The following is a 21,191-nucleotide window of genomic DNA, read 5'->3' as shown; positions in this document are numbered from 1 at the left end:
ATAGAGTTTTTAATAAAACTCTATCTCTAAAATATATTTACATTATTTTTTCTTTTTATAGAAAGTATTTTTAAGTGGAAGTTCTGTTCTAAATTCTCCATCTAATTTATAATAAGCTCCTTGTGCAGCTGGTGCAGTTGGTATACATGTAATTTCTCCTACACCTTTTGCTCCAAATGATAATTGTGCTGTATTTTTTTCAATTATTATTGGCTCTATTTCTGGAATTTGATTTGCTCTTAGAAGTCCTAATGTTCCAAATTTTGATTTTGGTACACTATTTTCTATAATATAATCTTCAGTTAATCCATAACCAAGACCCATTACAACTCCACCTTCAATTTGACCTTCTACACTTCTTGGGTTAATTGCACGTCCAACATCATGAGCCGCAATAACCTTTTTTAATTTTCCTTGATCATCTATAATAACAACTTGAGTTGCATATCCATAAGCTACGTGACTTACTGGATTTTCTTTAGGACTACCCATTGGATCTGTTACTCCTAAATATTCTCCATAAAATTCTTCACCTTCAAGCTCTTTTAATGATTTATCTCTTAATGCATCCCTAAGTTTCATTGCTGCAATTTTTGTTGCCTCTCCTGTAAATACAGTTTGTCTTGATGCAGTTGAAGTCCCTGAATCTGGTGTTATTTTAGTATCTGGTGTTTCATATACAATATCTTCATTTTCTAATTTTAGTACTTCACCAACTACTTGAACAACTACAGTTCCAAGTCCTTGTCCCATACATGCTGCTGATGTTCTAATATGAACTTTACCATCAACTATAGCTATCTTACATCTACCTGTATCAGGAAGACCAACACCTATTCCAGCATTTTTAAATGTACAAGCAATTCCAGCTCTTTCTTTATTTGCATAATATTCATCTTTAACTGCATCTAATGTTTCAACTAGAGCAGTTCCTTCATCTGCTATTTGTCCATTCGGTAAAACTTCTCCTGGTCTTATAGCATTTTTATATCTTATTTCAAATGGATCTATTCCTACTAACTCTGCAAGTTTATTTAAGTTACATTCAGTAGCAAAAGCTGATTGTGTAACACCAAAACCTCTAAATGCTCCTCCTGGAGTATTATTTGTGTAATAAGCTTTTCCATCTATATCTACATTTTGATAATTATATGGTCCTGCTGCGTGAGTACAAGCTCTTTGAAGAACTGGACCTCCAAGTGATGCATAAGCACCTGTATCAGCAACTATTATAGCTTTCATTCCTGTTAACATACCATTTTCATCACAAGCAGTTGTAAACTCCATATCCATTGCATGTCTCTTTGTATCAACTATAATACTTTCTTGTCTTGGTAGCACCATCTTAACTGGTTTCTTTGTTAAATATGCAAGAAGTGCTGTATGATGTTGACAACTCATATCTTCTTTACCACCAAAACCTCCTCCAACATACTTAGAAATTACTCTTAACTTATCTGGTCCTAAGTCTAGTAATGAACCTATTTCTCTTAAATCATCATATATACTTTGAGTACCAGTGTATACTACTAAACCATCTTCTCCTTCTGGTACTGCAACGGCACATTCAGGTTCTAAGAAAGCATGTTCAGTAAATGGAACTTTATATTTATAAGTAACTACATATTTAGAATTTTTTATAGCTTCATCAGCATTTCCTCTAATTAAATGCTCATGTGATAAAAGATTTCCTTTTTCATGTATTTTAGGTGCATCTTCTTTTGCAGCCTCTTCTGGTGATGTAACTGGTTTTAATTCTTCATATTCAACCTTTATATGTTTAATAGCTTCTCTTGCTATCTCTTCTGTTTCAGCTGCAACTAAAGCAACTGCATCACCTAAGTATCTTGTTTCTTCTCCAATTTCTACAAGTGCTGGAGTATCTTTAAATATATGACCTAAATATCTCTTACCTGGAATATCTTTTGCAGTTACAACTTTAACAACACCTTCTATTTTTTCAGCTTCAGTTGTATCAATTGATTTAACTAAAGCTCTTGGATATTTAGTTCTAAGTGCAACTCCATGAAGCATTCCATCTATTCTAATATCATCAGAATATTCCCCTATTCCAAGAGTTTTTTCTCTTGCATCAACTCTTTCTAATCTTTCTCCAACTCTTGGTATTCCTTTACAAGGTACTTCCGGTACTTCTTTATTTTCTCTAAATATTTCTGCAGCCATCATAATAGCTTTTTCTATTTTTACATAACCAGTACATCTACATATATTTCCTATAAGTGCTTTTTTTACTTCTTCTGAAGTAGGATTTAATGTTTTATTAAATAATCCTTTAGCACTCATAACCATTCCTGGAATACAGAATCCACATTGAACTGCTCCAGCTTCTGTGAATGCATAAGCAAATACATCTTTTTCTCTTTCTGTAAACCCTTCAATTGTAGTTATTTCTTTTCCATCAACTTTATCAGTAGTTACTACACAAGCCTTTTTGGCAACTCCATCAATTAAAATTGTACATGTTCCACATGCGCCTTCTGAACAACCATTTTTAACTGATGTTATATTACAATCTTCCCTTAAATATGTTAGTAATTTCTTATTATCATTTACAACTTTTTTCTCTCCATTAAGTATGAACTCTGCCATAATTTTCACCTCTCATAGTCCCACATTTTTTTGTGATATGCTCACAAAGCAGGTTTCCCCTATAGTCTCTTATATAAAATTATTATGTCCCCTTATATAAACATATTCGTTATATACTTATTTATATTTAAATGAATAACTATGTAAGTTATTCTCAATATTTTCAAATTCAATAATATTTGTATCAATTTATTTCAAATAAATTATCATCATATTTATCAACTTTATAAAAGATAGTAGGGTATTTCTTTTAGATTTATTATCTAAGTGAATTAAAGTTTTGAACTATAAATTTTGGGTAATTCATTTTTTATTTTAGCTATTTTGTAAGTGTACTATTAAATTCCACTTAACTTTTGAAGGTCGTAACGTGTAATCCTATTTTTTATTTTAGCAATTTTTACTTTGCACAATGTTTTTAATCAATTAATCTAAAAGAATATATACCCAAACTACCATCTTTTCAAAATATACTCTGTCTATTTTTAGACTTATTTATTTATATAAATCAAAAGAAGAATTTAAAACTTCTTTTGATTTAATTTCATATTATTTATATTGAATAGTTAGTGCATGCTTTGGACATCTTGTTACACATAATCCACATCCAAAACATTTATCTTTATCAATTATTAGCTTGTCTGAAACTTCTATAGCATCATATACACAGCTTGTTTTACATATTCCACATTTTATACATAAATCTTGATCTACTTCTGGAGCTATTGATGTAGTTCTGAAATGTCTATCAGATGATTTTTTATGAGCTAATCCAATTATTTCATTAACATCTTTATATCCATGACTATCTAAGAATTCATCTAATTCTTTAGCTATTTTTCCATAAATACCAGGTCCTTTTAATATAGCTTCTGTACAAACTTGAACTGCAGTAGCTCCAGCCATTAACATTTCTGCTGCATCTCTACCACAAGTTACTCCACCAACTCCGATTATCGGAATATTTATAACTTGTGATGCATCATATATATTTCTTATTGCAACTGGTCTTATTGGTGAACCTGAAAGCCATCCATATCCTTTTTCGCTTCCCATAATTGGATAACCAGTTTCAATATCTATTGACATACATGGTCCTAATGAATTAATCATAACTAATCCATCTGCTCCAGCTTCTTCTAAAGCTTTAGCAATTTTTTGAATATCAGTATGAGGGCTCATTTTCATAAATACTGGGCAATCTAATGCAGCTTTTGCTGCTTTCATAGCTTCAACAATTGGAGTTACATCTGTTCCAACATAATGAGTTGAAAGTTCAACTGCATCTGCATAAGGTTTTACAAGAGGTGCAACTTTTTCTATTTGTTCCTTTGTATATCCCATACTAACAATCATTGGAACTCCAGCTTCTTTAGCTCTCTTATATTCTTTTTCAATCCATTGTTCCTTTGGTAATTCTGACCACAATTCTGTATTTAAGAATCCTGAATTTGTTTTTCCCATACAAGGTCTTGGTACTGGAGCTGGATCTACTGATATTGTTTTTGTAACAATTCCACCTGCTCCACCTTCTACTGCCTTAACACAAAGATCTCCATCTTTAGCTCCTGGACCTGCTGCTGTAAATACTGGATTATTAAATTCCATTCCTAATATATTAACCTTTAAATTTGCCATTTTGACTCCCCCTAATTACCATTAAATTCTTTTATATTTTCATTGCTATAAAATAATTTTTATAACAATTTTGTTAACTATTAATCTTATGATTTGTTAATTAATTTTTCAACACACTTATTAGCTTCAAATACTATCTTTTCTTCATCAATCGTAGTTAATTTTCCATCTTTAACTACTATTTTCCCTGATACTATAGTGTAATCTACTGGATTCTTAAAACCTACAGTACCTAACACTGATTTTGGATCATATTGTGTTCCAACCAGTTCTAATCTATTTGAATTTATCATAAATAAATCTGCTGCTTTACCTACTGATAATTCTCCTATATCTTTTCTTCCAAGTACTCTTGCACTACCTTTTGTTGCAAGTTTTAATATATCATATCCTGTTGGCGCCTTTTGACTTGAATTTAATCTATGAAGCAAATAAGCTACTCTTAATTCTTCTAAAAGATTTGAGCCATCATTGCTTGCACTTCCATCTACAGCTAATCCAACTGGTATATCTAAATCTATCATGTCAGGTATTCTTGCTATACCTGATGAAAGCTTCATATTTGATATTGGACAATGTGCTATTCCTGTTTTTGTTTTAGCTAAAAATTTTAGCTCATCATCATTAAAGTGAATTCCATGTGCAAACCAAACATCCTCACCTATCCAACCTAGACTTTCCATATATTCTAATGGTCTCATTTTAAACTTTTCTAAAGTAAAGTTTTCTTCATCTTTAGTTTCAGCTAAATGAGTATGAAGCCTTACTCCTAAATGCCTAGCTAAGATTGCAGATTCTTTCATTAAGTCACCTGTTACACTAAATGGTGAACAAGGAGCTAAAGCAACCTGTCTCATAGAAAATTCTTTTGCATCATGATATTTTTTCACTAATCTTTCTGAATCTTTAAGTATTTCATCAACAGTTTGTACAACTGAATCCGGTGGAAGTCCTCCATCTTTTTTACTAAGTGACATACTTCCTCTTGAAGCATGCATTCTTATACCAAGTTCAGAAGCCGCTGAAAACTGTGTATCAATTAAAGTGCTTTCTGTATTTTGTGGAAATACATAATGATGATCGAAACATGTTGTACAACCATTCTTCATAAGTTCTCCCATTCCAACTAGCGAACTATATCTTATAACATCACTATCTAAACCTTTCCATATTTCATATAAAGTTTTAAGCCATGGAAAAAGTTCCATACTTTGAACTTGAGGTAAATTTCTAGTGAATGTTTGATATAAATGATGATGTGTATTAACAAGACCTGGATACATTATCATATTTGTTGCATCTATAAACTCTTCTGCCTCAAATTTTTTGTTACCTATATACTTAATAACCCCATTTTCAATAAACATGTTAACATTTTCAAAAACTGTATCATTGCTATCACATGTTATTAAAGATTTTATATTTTTTATAAATAATGTTTTCCCCATACACTATCTCCTTAATATATAGATTTTTATACTCTTTCCCATAATGAAGCACTTACTTTTCTTGATTTTTCTAATATTTTATTTTCATCTACATTAATGATTTCTCCTCTTCTTACAACAATTTTTCCATTTACTATTGTTGTGTCAACAGACTTACCCATCATTCCAAATAAAATATGTGAATTATAATTGCTTGCATTCATTGGAGTTAAAGGATTGTAATCTACTACTATTACATCAGCATTAGCATCCTTTTTAATTATTCCAAACTTGCCATCAAAATGTTTTTCTGCAATCTTTCTGTTATTATCAAATAGCATCATTGGAGTTTCTGCCCAAGCAACTGAAGGATTTCTAAGATGATGTTTATGAATTATATTACAAACTTTCATTGATTCAAACATATCTTGTGTATATCCATCAGTTCCAAGACCTACTGTAACTCCTTCTTTTATAAGTTTTATTACAGGAGATACTCCTACTGCATTACCCATATTTGATTCTGGATTATGAACTACTGAAGTTCCTGTTTTTAAAAGTAATTCTCTTTCATCTTCATCAGCATGTATGCAATGGATTGTTAAGCTCTTATCTCCAAGTATTCCAAACTTATTAAGTCTTTCCACGACTCTCATATCATACTTCTCTATACAGTCCTCTTCATCAGCAATTCCTTCAGCCACATGGATATGATATCCACAATCTAATCCTTCTGCTGCCTTAGTACATTTTTTAAGAGACTCATCTGAAAGAGTAAAACTTGCATGTAATCCAAACATTGCCTTATTCATATTATTATTTTCTTTTTTGCAATGCTTTATATAATCTACATTTTCTTTTATTCCTTTTTCTAATATTTCTTCTCCATCTCTGTCTGAAACTTCATAACAAAGAGATGTTCTTATTCCTAGCTCTTTAGCAACCTTTTCTATTTCAAAAAGACTTCCTTCCACAGCATGTGGACTAGCATGATGATCAAAAAATGTTGTTACTCCATACTTTAAACTATCCATAAGTGTACTATAAGCACTATACTTAATATCTTCTAATGTTAATGACTTATCTAATCTCCACCAAAGGTTATTAAGTATATCAATAAAGTTTTTAGATACTGGTCCATCTAAATTCATTCCTCTTGCAAAAGCACTATATATATGACCATGTGCATTTATAAGTCCCGGCATTATAACCTTTCCTTCTGCATTTAAGTATTCTATTTCTTTATATTTTGAAAGAATGTCTTTAGTGTCTCCGTAATCAACTATCTTTCCATCATCAATTACTACAGCACCATTGTCTATAAATGGGTTTTCCTTATTTTGAGTTATTAATCTTCCATTACCTACAACTAACATAAACTCTCCCCCTATTATTTTCTTAATACCCTACCAGCCTTAACTCTATTGTATTTATTTTTATCAACAACTATATTTCCATTGATAATTACATACTCTATTCCTTCTGGATATTGAGTTGGATTATCAAATGTTCCAACATCTCTTACAGTATCTTTATTGAATATAACTACGTCTGCAAAATAACCTTCTTTTATATATCCTCTAAGTTTTATACCAAATGCATCAGCAGCTTTACTGGACATTTTCATAACTCCTTCTTCAAGAGTTATTACTTTAAGTTCCCTTACATATCTTCCAAGTATTCTTGGAAATGATCCATATGCTCTTGGATGAGGTTTTCCAGATAAAAGTCCATCAGTACAAACATTTTGTTCTGGTAATTTCATAAATTCAATTATTTGTTCCTCTTTTCCATAAAAATCATACATACCTACTGCATTTTCTTCTTCTAATAGAAGATCAAATGTAGCATTATAAGGATCCTTTCCTCTTAAAAGACCAATTTCAACTAAATTTTTTCCTATAACATCTTCATTCTTTTTTGTTTTGACAGAAGTTATGTATATTGAATCAAGTGGTATGAATTCAAGAAAGTTTTCCCAACCTTCTATTCCATTTTTCATATCATATATCATTCTTTCACGCATTTCTTTTGATGCTAGCTTTTTCATCAGCTTATCTGTTCCACCATCATGAGCCCAAGGTGGTAAAATTACACCAAGCATTGTGCTTCCTGTTATATAAGGATATTGGTCAACTGTTATCCTTATTCCTTTTTCTTCCGCTTCCTTAAGAAGGGCTATAACTTGATTTATATATTTCCAATTTTTCTTTCCACAAATTTTAAAATGAGAAAAATGAACTCTTACGCCTGATTTTTCACCAATTTCTATTACTTCTTTCATTGATGATATTATTTCATTTGCTTCACTTCTTTGATGGACTACAAATACTCCATCATATTCAGCAACAACTTTACAAAGCTCTATAAGCTCTTTTGTTTTAGAATATGCACAAGGCATATATATAAGTCCAGTTGAAAGTCCAAATGCACCTGCATCCATCTCTCTTCTTAGAACTTCACACATTTTATCTATTTCTTTTTCTGTAACCTCTGTATCTCCAAGACCTACAACTTCCATTCTTATATTTCCATGGGGTACTAAATAAGCTTCATTTAAACCTACTCCATTTTCCTCCATAAGTTTTAAATATCCATCTGTAGTCTCATATTCCCAATTTATATCATCTGATTCACCATCTAATCCTGCTAAATTCTTTCTCCAAGGAGAAATATATTTCTTTGGTAATGGTGCCATAGATATACCATCTTGTCCTAATACTTCAGTAGTCACGCCTTGTCTTATTTTTATTTCATTATATGGATTTTCAATTATCTTAAGATCACTATGTGAATGAGTATCGATAAAGCCTGGGGCCACAACAAGCCCCTCAGCATCTATCAATCTATCATAAGATTCATCATTTATAGATTTACTTATTTTTTCTATCTTATTATCGTTAATTAAGATATCTCCAATCCATCCTTTTTGTCCACTTCCATCTGCTATAAACCCATTTTTTATTAATATTCTCATGTTAATCACCCTCTATTTGTTATAAACAGATTTTAATATTCCGTAGTATCCTTCGGCTCCTTTAAATAATTGTTCTTCTTCTATATATTCATCTATTGTATGCGCTAAATTTTCTTTTGATGGGCCAAATCCAATAGTTTTAATTCCTGCTTCTCCAGCATAATGTGAGCCATTAGTGCAGAATGAATATTGAGTGATTTCTGGTTCTATTCCAGCTTCTCTTAATCCTTTAAGAGCCGCTTTTACAAATTCATCATCTTCATCATATAGCCATGCTGGGAAAAATCTTTCTCCATGAATTGTTTCTCCTGTATAACATGTTTCTGTACCTATTGCATATGATACTTTTGCATTAAAGTCATTATCTTCTTTCTTTAACTCATCTATTATTTTTTGAATTGGTGCTAAAACTTCTTCTTTAGTTTCACCAACTAAAAGTCTTCTATCAAAAGTGGCCTTACAATAATCTGGAACAACTGATGCTCCTGGATAAGGTGATGATTTTATATCAGTTAAAACTAAAATACCTTTACCTAAAATATCATGTTCAACTGGCTCTATTTCTTGTATTTTTTCAATTATTTTTGACATTTTGTATACAGCATTTATTCCTTTTTCAGGATTTGCTGAATGAGCTGGTTTTCCAAAAGTTTCAACTACTATTTCAGCTCTACCCCTTTGACCAATTTTTAAATTAAGTTCTGAGGATTCCCCTATTACTACATAATCTGGCTTTATAGCTTCACTTATTTTTCTTGCTGAAACTCCTTCAAATATTTCTTCAAAGACTACTCCTGCTACAAATATATCTCCAGCAAAATCTTTATTTGTATCTTTTGCAAAGAAAGATGCTGCTGCCATCATAGCTGATAACTGACCCTTCATATCTGAAGTTCCTCTACCATATATCTTTCCATCAACTCTTTCTCCACTAAAAGGCGCATGAGTCCATTTTGTATCATCTGGAACTGGTACTGTGTCTATATGACCATCAAAAAGAATTTTTTTACCTTCTCTTTTTCCTTTTATATGTCCAATAATATTTCCATAAGAATCTATAAAACATTCATCATATCCAAGTTCTTCAAATGAATTTTTTATAGCTAAAGCAACGTTTTCTTCTTCACCTGAAAGCGATTGATTTCTTATAAGTTCTTGGCAGATTTTAATTAATTCTTCTTTTCTTTGTTCATTTAACATAAAGCTCACCTCCATACTAAAATATATTTTAAATTAATATTTACCTTCCCAAACTATTTCTCTATATTTATCTGGATCAGTATCTCCTTCTGTACTAAATAATAATACTTTTGAATTTTCATCAAGTTCTAAAGCTTCTTTTAAATCTTTATAATCTTCATTTGTCATAATTTCATATAAAAGACCTGCTGTTACTGCTCCTGATTCTCCTGATGTTACTTTTGTATCTCCTTTTAAAGGATTTCCAAGTATTCTCATACCTTTTGCTGATACCCAATCAGGACATGATACGAAAGCAGTTGAATGGTTCTTTAAAACTTCCCATCCTATTGTATTAGCTTCACCACAAGCAAGTCCTGCCATTATTGTTTGCATATCTCCACCAACAGCTCTTGCATCTCCATCATTTGCTATTGCTGATTTATAGAAACAATCTGCTAAATTTGCTTCAACTATAACAGTTTTTGGACAATCTTCACCAAATTCTGATGCAAAGAATCCTTGTACTCCTCCTGCTAATGAACCAACACCAGCTTGTACAAATATATGAGTTGGTTTTTTAATTCCCTTTTCATTTAATTGCTCTTCAGCTTCTAAAGCCATTGTTCCATAACCTTGCATTATCCAAGCAGGAATTTTTTCATAACCTTCCCAAGCTGTATCTTGAATAACAACTCCGTTATGTTCATCTGCATATTTAGCTGCAAGTCTTACAGCATCATCATAATTCATATCTGTTATACTAGCTTCTGCACCTTCTGCTCTAATATTTTCAAGTCTAGTTTTTGATGATCCCTTTGGCATATAAACTACTGATTTTTGTTTTAATCTATTTGCAGTCCACGCAACTCCTCTTCCATGATTACCATCTGTAGCAGTTACGAAAGTAATATCTCCTAATTTATCTCTTACTTCTCCTGAAGTGATTACTTCATATGGTAAGTTTGCAATATCTTCGCCTAATTTATCTGCAAGGAATTTACCCATTGCAAATGATCCCCCTAAAACTTTGAAAGCGTTTAACCCGAATCTATAAGATTCATCTTTTAAATAAATTCCTGAAAGTCCTATTTTTTTTGCTAAATGATCTAAACTAACTAATGGTGTTTCTTTATATTCTGAAAAACTTTTGTGAAAGTTTCTAGCTTTTGATACTTCCTCTTTACTTAAAAATTTTACACAACCTTCTTTATCTGTCTTTGGTAAAGTGTTTTCTTTCCATAATATTTTTTCCATAGCATTATCCTCCTAAAGTTAATTTTTATCCCCACTCTATAAAAGAGAGTTTATTCCTTATAACTATCTGATAGCAATTGCTATGCCAAAAAAATACTTTTTTAATTGATAGATTAAAGTGCTAATTAATTTAAAAATATTTCTATAAAGTCAATAAAACTAACAGTTTCATATTATTATTTAAATTTATATTTAATATAATAAAATTTTTAAATTTATCATAAAAAATAAGCCTAATTATCATTTTGAGAATTAATTGTCAAAGTGATAATTAGGCTACACCCCTTTATTTTACTTATCTTAAATAAATTTATATCAAAATAATATTATAATTTATCAAAATGATAAATTATAATCTGTATAAATCTATTCCTTATGACATTCTAGCTTTCTATATAAAGTCGCAATACCTATTCCAAGCATTTTTGCTGCCTTTTTCTTTCCTGCTGTATCTCTTCCACATAGATTTAATACTTTTTCTATATATTCCATTTCCATATCTTTTAAAGGTTTTATTTCATTACTATTAAATTTTATATTTTCTTCTATACTTTTAACTTCTAAATCCATATCTTTATTTTCAAACTCTAATATAGATTTTGGTATCATATCTTTTTTTATTATTCCATCTTCTCCAGTAACATTTACCATAAATTCAACTACATTTTGTAATTCTCTTACATTACCAGGCCAATTATATTCTTTTAGCATCTTATATACTTCATTTTCTATAGTATGAACATCTTTATTAAATAATTTATTATATTTTTTAATAAGCTTATTTATTATTAAAATTACATCATCTTCTCTTTTTCTAAGAGGAGGTACTTCTATTGGTATTACATTTAATCTATAATATAGATCTTCTCTAAATTCTCCTTTTTCAACAAGTTCTTTTAAGTTTTTATTAGTTGCTGCAACAACCCTTATATCTAAATCTATAAGTTTATTTGATCCAACTCTTACAAGAGTTCTTTCCTGAAGTACTCTTAATAATTTTACTTGTAAATAAAGTGGCATATCTCCTATTTCATCTAAAAATATTACTCCTTTATTAGCAAGTTCAAACTTACCAACCCTACCATTTGAATTTGCTCCTGAAAATGCACCTTTAGCATATCCAAAAAGTTCACTCTCTAAAAGACTTTCTGGAATAGCACCACAGTTTATAGCAATAAAAGGTTTGTTTCTTCTATCCCCTTCTGCATGTATTGCTCTTGCAACCAATTCTTTTCCTGTTCCACTATCTCCTGTAATAAGCACTGTTGATTTAGATGAAGCTATTTTTTTTATTTTACTTTTTAGCTGTACCATTGGATGAGATTCACCAATTATTTCATCACATGAAATTCTATTTTTACCAAATGTTAAATTAACAGCTTCTTTTTGTGCACTCTTAAACTCTTTAAATATTAAAATTTTTTCACAATCTTTAAAATTTATATAGTTATAAATTATTTTTCCGACTACTGAATACTTCTTGCCATCTATTTTCAGATTAAATAATTCTCCTCTTGGATAAAATTCTCCGGTATTTTCTATTTTTATTTCTTTATTTAATATATCTATAGTAAGATTTAACATAGTTAATGCTTTATTGCTTATTAAAGTCATCTTTCTATCTTTACTTATTGTTATAATTCCATCATCTACAGAATTTATTATTTGTTTTAAAAAGTCTAGATTATTTTTATTATCTAAAACTTCTCTTTCTTCTATTATTTTTATTGCAATAAAATCTGCTATTCTTTTTAAAAACTCTAAATTAGTATTTAAATTTAGCATCAATCTATTTTTTTGTTCTTCAGTTGAACATATAAGTCCTATAACGCCAATCTTATCATTACCATATATTATAGGAACACATACTTCCATAAATTCTTTGCATTTTCCTTTATCCTTACAATGCTGACAAAGTATATCACCTCCTGGATTCTCAATAACCTTTGCTTCTCCAGTTATTAAGGCTTCTTTATATACATATCCAGAAAATTCTATATTCTGACCATTTTGATTCTCATAAATTCCAGTTGCTGCTATTCTATTCATATTTTTGTCTACTATTTCAACATCTATTTTTAATATATTAGAAAGTAAAACAACATACTCATTTACAACATCTGAAATATCTTTTAATCCTACTTTATTCATATAACTTCTCACCCTTTTAGAAATATTTTAGTTAATTAAATTTGTTTTTTGCTTTATCTTTTATACTTATTAAACTTCCATTATTTTTTACATATAATATTTCTGCAATTATACTAAATGCTATTTCTTCTGGGGTTCCATCTGATATATCAAGCCCTATAGGCATATGAACATTATTTATTATTTTTTCTTCAATCCCTTTTTCTGTAAGATATTCTTTTAATTCCTTTACCTTTTTTTTGCTACCTACTACACCAATATATTTATATGGTTTATTTATAACAGTTTTTAACCATTTACGATCACTAGCATGTCCTCTTGTTGCTAATACTACAAAAGCATCTTCAAAATCAATATTATCAATGTACCCTTCACTATTTGTAACTATAAATTCATCAACACTTTTAAATGCTTCGTGATTTTTATATTCTTTTCTATCTTCTATTATAGTTCTTCTAAAATTCATACTATCTGTTATTTTTATAATATTTTGTGATATATGTCCTGCTCCAAATATTATAAGATTTGGCTTTGGTGTAAATACTTTTATGTAACCTGAAATATCACCACCACAAGTCATCTTAAGTTCGCCCTTTTCATTTAATCTATAATCAAAGTTTATACCTTTGCCTTCTTTTATTGCATTTTCACATTCTCTTATAACTTTTCCCTCAATAGCTCCGCCGCCTATTGTTCCTACAATACTTCCATCTTCATTAACACTCATCATTGTGCCAGCTTTTCTTGGAGTTGAACCTCCAGCTTCAGTTATAATTGCAAGTGCAACTTTTCTGCCTTTGCTTAACTCCATAGTTATGTTTCTCAAAATTCTCTCTTCCATAATTTAAACCTCCTTAATACCTTTTAAATAAAGTATTCCTTCCAAAACAGCTCCGCCTATACATCTTGCTTTATCTGAGATTAAATCACAATTTTTCTTTTCTTCTATTCTTGGATCTATATCAGCTATTTTAAATCCTTTTGTTACTTCAAATCCTTCCCTTATCATACCTCTTAATAAACCACTCATAGTTGCATATACATATTCATCTGAAATTTTGCATATTGGTTCACCTTTTTCTACTAAATCACCAATATCTTTAATTATGTGAAGTTTACCAGCACATGGTGAATATACAACTCTTTCTTTTCCATATCCTTTTATAACTCCTGGAATTCCAGTATTTTTTTCAGCTGGTCCTTCAAATATAAGCCTTCCCAAGTTATGACCTCTATTTGTTTCAATAACTATATCAACATCTTTTCCTGCTTCATATCCTGGCCCTAAAGCTATAGTTATTTCTGCCATACTCTTATTAGTTCCTATATTTTTTTTACAAAGGGTTCCGTCAATAACAGCAATTGGTTTTATTTTTTCTATTAAATCCCCCTTTGAATCAACCATAATACATACTTTATTTTCATTTAATACATTATACATTGCCTCTAATGAATCAGCTTTTTTAGCAACTATATCTTCAACAGTACATTCTCCATCATATATTGCTTCACTTAAACAAACATTTCTCCTTATTGAAGAAGGTTTTGAAACCTCAAGTGAAACTACAGAAAATCCTGCTCTTTTAAGTTTTTGAATAGTTCCAGTTGCTATATCTCCAGCTCCTCTTACTACTATTATCTCATCTCTCATAACTTCTCCCCCTCGTATATATCCTTCGCTTTTTTTAAATCTTCTTCTGTGTCAATATCAAAAAATTGTAGACTATCATTAAAATAAACAGGTGTAACTTTATCAATATTATTTTTTATTACAATCCTACCGCCTACATCTCCATCAATTTCCATCAATTCATTTTTAAAAATACTTGAAAAAATTACTGGACTTTTATTTTTATCATTTACCTTTGGAAGCACTATTCCACCATTTTCACTAAACGTTTCCATTAATTTTTCAATAGTTTCCTTTTTCATAAAAGGCTGATCACCTGTAAAAAATATATATCCATTACATTTATTTTTTAAAGAACTCAATGCCAATTTTATACTTTCACTTTGTCCATATTCAAATCTTTTATTATAAATAGTTTTTATATTTAATTTTTCTGCTATCTCTTTAACCTCTTTGTCTTTATAAACAATTATTATTTCCTCAAAATCACATTTTTTAGTTAATTCAATTGTCCATTCTATTAAAGACTTGCCAAATAAATTTATAAGAAGTTTATTTCTATTCATTCTTTTAGAACTTCCAGATGCCATAATTATTGCTATCACCTAAAACACCTCAATATAAATCTTAAAATAAAATATAATTTTCATTTAAGAGACTTCCACCAATTATTTTATTTATTTTTATATCTTTCCTCTCTAATATTTTTAGCAATTCACATGCCATTTCATATTGCTTTTGACTTTCAACCTTATTTAAATATAATATTTTTTCTCCAATACTATCTTTAAATAGTCCATCTTTATTTGAAATTACATTTGCTATTGCTTCAATAGTTATTTCATCGCCTTCTGATATAGAAGATATTTTTGAAAATTTTTCTATTCTATGAATTATATCTTTTGTAGCAATTTTTCCTATTATATCTATAGGTATTATTCCTATCGTTTTGCTTGTCCTTTTACTTATAACTGGTTCAGATTCATTCCATCCTTTTAATGGTTTTCTTTTTGAACCATCACTTTCAATTAGCAAATAATCAAAACCATATAAATCTTTATCTATAAAGTTTATATCTGTATGACACTTATTTTCAGAAACAATTTCTCCAATTAAAAAATTTATTCCTTTTTTAAAATTAATTTCTTTAGATTCATTTAAATATATAAAATTGAATCCATCTTCTTCTTTTGGGATAAACATTTTCGTAGAGGTAGTTATAATAACTTTTTCTTTAGACAATTCTTTAGATAGATTATAAATAAATGTTGTTTTTCCGCCAGATCCAACAACAGAAACTATATCACCATTTTTTAAATTAATTAAGTCACATAAATTTTTCATAAATTCCTCCAAAGCCTCTTGGTTTTATTATACAATTTATTTAAATTTTTTCAAATTTTTTGTATGTAATAAAAACAGCCTGTAAGTTATTATTTTATAACTTACAGGCAAATTATTAGCTTAGATTATTTTACATTTAATTTTTCTTTAACTTTATCTGGTAAATCATCACGTTGTACTTCTTCATAAGATAAAATGTCATTATTTTCATCTTTTTTTAGATCTTTAACTTTTACTTTTAGGAAAGCATTTTTTCTTAAATTTTTCTCTGCTGAAAACTTAACCTTTATTTCATCCCCATTTTTATTATATGCTTTTATATCTTTGTAATAATAATCATAAACGTCTTTACCATTATATTTACCTTCATATTGTCTATCTCCGTCTTTTGTTATTTGAACATAATATTTATCTGAACCAATTTCATTTAATCTATCACTACACCCAGCAAAAGCTCCAACTGTAATGACTCCAAATAGAGCTACTAATATAAATTTTGATATTCTTTTCAACGTATTCACTCCTTATATTTATTAATTTATTTCCTTGCAATAACATTATAAATATAGAAGTTATTTTCTCATATTTAAGTATCTTTCATTCAGCTTACAATTTCGTAAGATTATTTTTTTATTTTAATTATATTAGCATCTCTATTAAAATTTATAAAATTATACAATATTAATACTTCATTTATTTTATTATAATTTATATACTCTAAAACACTATTTGAATATGACCTTAAATCAATAACATGAACTTCTTCAAAATTTTGAGTTAAAAATGGAATCATGCTATTTGCATATGAATCTTTTATAATTAAAATCTTTTCTCTATTTTTTATTTCTTTATTTTTAATTACTGTTAAAGGATTGTTTCCATAAATAAATCCAGAATATTTATCACGTTCATTGAATTTATTATAATCATACAAAGTATTATACTTTTTATCATTAATAGTCATCTCTATATTTGGTATTTCATAGTAGCATATAGTATCTTCATCTATATTAATTTTCTTTGATTTTGAAAAATATGTACCCAAAAAATTATGCACATATTTCGCTTCTAATTGTGAATTATTAACAGCAATTTTGTTTATGCTGTGTATAAAATCTTTATATGTTAAATATGCTCCATAAGTCGTAAAATGGTGATCTGTTTTGTAATATATATAGTCTTTCTTATTTTTTATCATAGTATCAAAAATATTTATATTATTAGATCCATTTACTTTTGAATATATTTTTTTAAGTTCTTCTTCCATATTTATTACTGGTGATTCTAATGGTAATTTTTCATTATATATTCCATAAGAATTTGGAGCTATTATTACACTTACATTTGCCTTTGTATTTCTTATAAATTCATTTATGGCTTTTATATTATTATCTTGTCTATTCCTATCTATATAATTATACTTTTCAAAAAGATATCCATCACTTCCATATATTATTCCATTATTCTCAACCTTTAAAATTGCTGACTCACTATATGATTTTAAGCTTATAAAAAAATCTCTAAAGGCAACTTGATCATTTATATATTTTTCATAATTTTCTTTAAACCGAGCACTAAAAACTTTATTTATATTAAAATTTATAGAATTTTTTAATTTTCTATTTTCAAATTCTGAAAACTTATTTATAGGTTCTAAAATATCAATAAGTGAAAACAATACTATAAATACAATAAAAGAATAAAGCAATTTATTTTTTCTCATAAACTTCACCTAAAACCTAAAATATAAAAATGGATTATAACTTCCATCAACTAAATATGCTATACAAATTATAAAAATCATAATAACTAAACAAACCTTAATTACACTGTTATCTTTTATTTTTCTATATTTATTTTCAACTGTTGGAGTTGATAAAATCGCACCTAAAAATATTATTACTCCATAATTTCTAACATAATAAATAAAATCTAAATCATATTTAAATACAAACAATCTATTAAATAACTCAAAAAAACTATTTAAATCTGTTGAGGCAAATATAGCAAAGCCAATTAATAATAATATTATTGTATATAAATGTGATATAAACTTATGTCCTTCTAAAAAATTCTTTAAAAGGATTTTTTCTAAACTTATAATAACAAAGAAATATAGTCCCCAAATTATAAAATTATAATTTGCACCATGCCAGAATCCAGTTAAAACCCAAACTATAAATAAATTTATCACTGTACTTAAAATCCCTTTTTTATTTCCTCCAAGCGGAATATAAACATATTCCTTAAACCAATTTCCTAAAGTTATATGCCACCTTTTCCAAAACTCACTTATACTTCTAGATATATATGGGTAATTAAAGTTATTTGGAAAGTTGAAACCTAACATCTTTCCAATTCCAATTGCCATTAATGAATACCCATTAAAGTCAAAATATATTTGTATAGAAAATGCTATAATAGCCATCCACGCAAGAATAGTAGACATATTATTAAATCCAATATTTAAAGTTTCATCCCAAAGCAGACCTACATTATTGGCGATTAAAACTTTACTTCCTAATCCAAATATAAAAAGTTCTATCCCCTGTTCAATATTATCTAAATTATAATTTTTATTATTTAGTTCACATTGAATATCAGTATATTTAACTATTGGTCCTGCAATAAGCTGTGGAAACATACATACATATGCACCAAAATTTATTATATTTCTCTCAGCTTTAACTTTTCCTTTGAATACATCAATTGTATAGGACATAGTTTGAAATGTATAAAAACTTATTCCAAGTGGTAATGTAATATTTAAAATAGTTAGGTTTAAACTAAAAATATTATTTAGATTTTCTATAAAGAAGTTAATATATTTAAAGAAAAATAATATAAATAAATTAAAAGAAATAGAAAGTATAAGTAAACTAGTAGTTATCTTTCTATTTACTTTATACTTTTCTATTCCTAAACTTATAAAATAATCGACTATTATAGATAGAATAAGTATAAAAAAATACTTTCCCTCACCCCATGAATAAAAAAATAAACTTAGTATTAATAAACTTAGATTTTTAAACTTACTAGGCGTTATATAATATATACTTAAAGCTATAGGTAAAAATCTAAATATAAATAATATACTTGAAAATACCATAGTTAAACTTATTTGAAGTAACTTTCAAATATTTCTACTGCTTTTTCTGAATTACCCTCTCCACCTTCATAATCAGGTATTATGAAAAGTGCAACGTAGTTACCTTCTTTAACTATTTTAGCATTTTCCAAGCTTTCTGCTTCTCCTGGATATAGCTGTTGTAATTTTTTATCTTCTATTACTTTTTTAAAAGAATCGCTAACATTATTAGCCCTATCCTCATCTTTTGCATTAACTATAGCAATAGTTTCTAGTCCACTATTTATAAGACCATTTTCTATAATATATTCATTAATATCATCTAAATTTAAATGAAATTTTTCTTTTGCAAGTTCATCATCTATTTTTTCAGTAGCACGCATTTCTATGTCTGTTTTTATTTTTTGTACAACTTCTACTATATTTATTTTTTTATTATCATTTTTTGATAAATTTTCACCTCCAAAACATCCTACTAATAAAATAATCCCTGTAATAAGTAATAAAACAATTAACCCAACCTTTCTCTTCATAACTTTCTCTCACCCCAATTTCCTATATTTGTAATAAAATATTACCATCTATAATATCCAATGTCTACCTTTTTAAAATATTAAATTTATTCACTTTTATTTACTATTTTATAATTTAAATATTTTTATATAAGTTGTAATTCCTTAGCAATGCTAATTGCAACCATTTTATTTTGTTTCTAAATTATGTCCTTTCGTTTCCTCTTTGTAAACTATTACATTATTTTACTTATATAGGTTTTTATAATATTGTTTTATAAATTTCTTAGCAGTATAATAGCTTTGTATTTTGACACTTTAATATACTAAAGTTAATATAGGGGGAATTATTAATGAGTTGGTTTAAATCGTTTTCAAAATTTCATAAAATATATTTTATATTTTTCTTACTTGTAAACCTATTCTTTTTCTTTAGTCCTTTATATACTGGTGGTACTATTGGAGATACAATAAACCCACTATCTATTTTAGGACTTTTATCAGCAGTAAGTGGATTGCTTGCTGCAGTTTATACAGCTCGTGCAGAAGCAGCAGCTTATGCTTGGGGAGTTGTTAATACTTGCTTTTACGTATTTGTTTCTCTATCTCGTACAATGTATGCTGAGGTTATTTTATATACATTGTATATGCTACCAATGAATTGTTACGGATTCTATGCTTGGAGAAAAAGTGCATTAAAAGCTAAAGAAAATGGTTCTGAATCATCTACTATAGAAGTTAGATCATTAAATAAAAAACAATGGATAGGATTAATTGTATTTGTAGTAATAGTTTGGTTCCTTTACTCTAGATTTGCTTATTATTTACCAAATATAATAAAGAATGTTACTGGAAATATTATACCGCCAGACAGGAATTACTTAATAGATTCATTTACTGCCACATTAACCATTTGCGCTGTTATAGTTTCTACTCAAAGATTTAAAGAAACTTGGTACTTCTGGTTATTATCTGATGCAGTAGGAATAGTATTATACTTAAAATCATTAATCTCTGATCCAGTATTTTCACTTGCAGCTTTATCTGGTGCACTAATGTGGATTCAATTTACAGTTAACTCTGTATATGGAATAATACTCTGGAAAAAGATTGATAAGAAACAACATGTTGCACCATAGATTTTATCTATTTAAAATATTCACTTATATAAAAGAGGCTAAATTAAAATTTAGCCTCTTTTATTATTAATTATATTTATATGGTATTCTAATTTATAATAAATTAATTATTATACTCTTCACTTAAAGATTCTTTTCTTTCATTCTTAAGAAGCATAGTTAATGTTACACCAAGCCCTCCCCATAAAACTATTGCACCTATTAAAAAAAATACTATTGATGTTAATGTCATAAAAACT

At 28.2% G+C, this 21,191-nt stretch carries 18 protein-coding genes; 1 reads left to right on the top strand and 17 read right to left on the bottom strand.

Annotation, left to right across the window (positions count from 1 at the left end; all coding sequences use genetic code 11):
- Positions 1-42: 42 nt before the first annotated feature.
- The 16 genes from xdh to O212_RS0114020 form a co-directional block, all read right to left on the bottom strand.
- Positions 43-2,610 carry a selenium-dependent xanthine dehydrogenase gene (xdh, locus tag O212_RS0114095; RefSeq protein WP_024615742.1) on the bottom strand — a complete coding sequence of 856 codons (2,568 nt, stop codon included), beginning with the start codon at positions 2,608-2,610 and terminating at the stop codon, positions 43-45.
- Positions 2,611-3,159: 549 nt separating this feature from the next.
- Positions 3,160-4,248 (bottom strand): 4Fe-4S binding protein, encoded by a 1,089-nt coding sequence (locus O212_RS0114090; RefSeq protein ID WP_024615741.1) that lies wholly within the window; start codon positions 4,246-4,248, stop codon positions 3,160-3,162.
- Between the two features lie 86 nt (positions 4,249-4,334).
- Positions 4,335-5,696: an 8-oxoguanine deaminase gene (locus O212_RS0114085; RefSeq protein ID WP_024615740.1), complete on the bottom strand. Its 1,362-nt coding sequence runs from the start codon at positions 5,694-5,696 to the stop codon at positions 4,335-4,337.
- Positions 5,697-5,722: 26 nt separating this feature from the next.
- Positions 5,723-7,051 carry a putative aminohydrolase SsnA gene (gene ssnA, locus O212_RS0114080; protein WP_024615739.1) on the bottom strand — a complete coding sequence of 443 codons (1,329 nt, stop codon included), beginning with the start codon at positions 7,049-7,051 and terminating at the stop codon, positions 5,723-5,725.
- A gap of 14 nt (positions 7,052-7,065) precedes the next feature.
- The gene (locus tag O212_RS0114075; protein ID WP_024615738.1) at positions 7,066-8,652 is read right to left on the bottom strand and encodes a D-aminoacylase; all 1,587 of its coding nucleotides are present in this window, start codon (positions 8,650-8,652) and stop codon (positions 7,066-7,068) included.
- Positions 8,653-8,664: 12 nt separating this feature from the next.
- On the bottom strand, positions 8,665-9,852 hold the full coding sequence (locus tag O212_RS0114070; protein ID WP_024615737.1) for a YgeY family selenium metabolism-linked hydrolase: 1,188 nt from the start codon (positions 9,850-9,852) through the stop codon (positions 8,665-8,667).
- A gap of 33 nt (positions 9,853-9,885) precedes the next feature.
- Positions 9,886-11,088, bottom strand: a complete 1,203-nt coding sequence (gene dpaL, locus O212_RS0114065; protein ID WP_024615736.1) for a diaminopropionate ammonia-lyase — start codon at positions 11,086-11,088, stop codon at positions 9,886-9,888.
- Between the two features lie 366 nt (positions 11,089-11,454).
- Positions 11,455-13,239 (bottom strand): sigma 54-interacting transcriptional regulator, encoded by a 1,785-nt coding sequence (locus O212_RS0114060; protein WP_024615735.1) that lies wholly within the window; start codon positions 13,237-13,239, stop codon positions 11,455-11,457.
- Positions 13,240-13,270: 31 nt separating this feature from the next.
- Positions 13,271-14,080, bottom strand: a complete 810-nt coding sequence (locus O212_RS0114055; RefSeq protein WP_024615734.1) for an XdhC/CoxI family protein — start codon at positions 14,078-14,080, stop codon at positions 13,271-13,273.
- 3 nt (positions 14,081-14,083) lie between these two features.
- Positions 14,084-14,890 carry a selenium-dependent molybdenum cofactor biosynthesis protein YqeB gene (gene yqeB / locus O212_RS0114050; protein ID WP_024615733.1) on the bottom strand — a complete coding sequence of 269 codons (807 nt, stop codon included), beginning with the start codon at positions 14,888-14,890 and terminating at the stop codon, positions 14,084-14,086.
- Positions 14,887-15,474: an NTP transferase domain-containing protein gene (locus tag O212_RS0114045; RefSeq protein ID WP_024615732.1), complete on the bottom strand. Its 588-nt coding sequence runs from the start codon at positions 15,472-15,474 to the stop codon at positions 14,887-14,889. Before O212_RS0114045 ends, yqeB begins: the two co-directional genes overlap by 4 nt.
- A 22-nt stretch (positions 15,475-15,496) precedes the next feature.
- Positions 15,497-16,213: a selenium cofactor biosynthesis protein YqeC gene (gene yqeC / locus O212_RS0114040; protein ID WP_024615731.1), complete on the bottom strand. Its 717-nt coding sequence runs from the start codon at positions 16,211-16,213 to the stop codon at positions 15,497-15,499.
- Between the two features lie 125 nt (positions 16,214-16,338).
- A complete protein-coding gene (locus O212_RS0114035; RefSeq protein WP_024615730.1) occupies positions 16,339-16,725 on the bottom strand; it encodes a YxeA family protein in 387 nt (128 codons plus the stop codon).
- A 110-nt stretch (positions 16,726-16,835) separates the two neighbouring features.
- Positions 16,836-17,936 carry a DHHW family protein gene (locus O212_RS0114030; RefSeq protein ID WP_024615729.1) on the bottom strand — a complete coding sequence of 367 codons (1,101 nt, stop codon included), beginning with the start codon at positions 17,934-17,936 and terminating at the stop codon, positions 16,836-16,838.
- Positions 17,937-17,945: 9 nt separating this feature from the next.
- Complete coding sequence (locus tag O212_RS0114025) at positions 17,946-19,322, bottom strand: MBOAT family O-acyltransferase (protein ID WP_024615728.1); 1,377 nt, start codon at positions 19,320-19,322, stop codon at positions 17,946-17,948.
- Between the two features lie 8 nt (positions 19,323-19,330).
- Positions 19,331-19,834 (bottom strand): DUF4358 domain-containing protein, encoded by a 504-nt coding sequence (locus tag O212_RS0114020; protein WP_024615727.1) that lies wholly within the window; start codon positions 19,832-19,834, stop codon positions 19,331-19,333.
- A gap of 332 nt (positions 19,835-20,166) precedes the next feature.
- Here O212_RS0114020 and pnuC point away from each other — a divergent pair, with 332 nt between their 5' ends.
- Positions 20,167-20,952, top strand: a complete 786-nt coding sequence (pnuC, locus tag O212_RS0114015) for a nicotinamide riboside transporter PnuC (RefSeq protein ID WP_024615726.1) — start codon at positions 20,167-20,169, stop codon at positions 20,950-20,952.
- Positions 20,953-21,055: 103 nt separating this feature from the next.
- Here the strand turns inward: pnuC and O212_RS16625 are convergent, their stop codons facing one another.
- Positions 21,056-21,184, bottom strand: coding sequence for a MetS family NSS transporter small subunit (locus O212_RS16625; RefSeq protein WP_152524878.1), 129 nt, complete (start codon positions 21,182-21,184; stop codon positions 21,056-21,058).
- Positions 21,185-21,191: the final 7 nt, after the last annotated feature.

Source organism: Clostridium sp. Ade.TY, assembly GCF_000498355.1.
Taxonomy (GTDB): domain Bacteria; phylum Bacillota; class Clostridia; order Clostridiales; family Clostridiaceae; genus Clostridium.
This window is presented reverse-complemented; position numbering and strand designations above follow the sequence as displayed.

What these genes read in the sequence shown, in the direction of transcription:
- pnuC (WP_024615726.1), top strand. Translation starts at nt 20,167, where the DNA reads ATGAGTTGGTTTAAATCGTTTTCAAAATTTCATAAAATATATTTTATA.
- yqeB (WP_024615733.1), bottom strand. Translation starts at nt 14,890, where the DNA reads ATGAGAGATGAGATAATAGTAGTAAGAGGAGCTGGAGATATAGCAACT.
- O212_RS0114030 (WP_024615729.1), bottom strand. Translation starts at nt 17,936, where the DNA reads ATGAGAAAAAATAAATTGCTTTATTCTTTTATTGTATTTATAGTATTG.
- O212_RS0114085 (WP_024615740.1), bottom strand. Translation starts at nt 5,696, where the DNA reads ATGGGGAAAACATTATTTATAAAAAATATAAAATCTTTAATAACATGT.
- O212_RS0114020 (WP_024615727.1), bottom strand. Translation starts at nt 19,834, where the DNA reads ATGAAGAGAAAGGTTGGGTTAATTGTTTTATTACTTATTACAGGGATT.
- O212_RS0114090 (WP_024615741.1), bottom strand. Translation starts at nt 4,248, where the DNA reads ATGGCAAATTTAAAGGTTAATATATTAGGAATGGAATTTAATAATCCA.
- O212_RS0114075 (WP_024615738.1), bottom strand. Translation starts at nt 8,652, where the DNA reads ATGAGAATATTAATAAAAAATGGGTTTATAGCAGATGGAAGTGGACAA.
- O212_RS16625 (WP_152524878.1), bottom strand. Translation starts at nt 21,184, where the DNA reads ATGACATTAACATCAATAGTATTTTTTTTAATAGGTGCAATAGTTTTA.
- O212_RS0114055 (WP_024615734.1), bottom strand. Translation starts at nt 14,080, where the DNA reads ATGGAAGAGAGAATTTTGAGAAACATAACTATGGAGTTAAGCAAAGGC.
- O212_RS0114060 (WP_024615735.1), bottom strand. Translation starts at nt 13,239, where the DNA reads ATGAATAAAGTAGGATTAAAAGATATTTCAGATGTTGTAAATGAGTAT.
- dpaL (WP_024615736.1), bottom strand. Translation starts at nt 11,088, where the DNA reads ATGGAAAAAATATTATGGAAAGAAAACACTTTACCAAAGACAGATAAA.
- yqeC (WP_024615731.1), bottom strand. Translation starts at nt 16,213, where the DNA reads ATGAAAAATTTATGTGACTTAATTAATTTAAAAAATGGTGATATAGTT.
- xdh (WP_024615742.1), bottom strand. Translation starts at nt 2,610, where the DNA reads ATGGCAGAGTTCATACTTAATGGAGAGAAAAAAGTTGTAAATGATAAT.
- O212_RS0114025 (WP_024615728.1), bottom strand. Translation starts at nt 19,322, where the DNA reads ATGGTATTTTCAAGTATATTATTTATATTTAGATTTTTACCTATAGCT.
- O212_RS0114070 (WP_024615737.1), bottom strand. Translation starts at nt 9,852, where the DNA reads ATGTTAAATGAACAAAGAAAAGAAGAATTAATTAAAATCTGCCAAGAA.
- ssnA (WP_024615739.1), bottom strand. Translation starts at nt 7,051, where the DNA reads ATGTTAGTTGTAGGTAATGGAAGATTAATAACTCAAAATAAGGAAAAC.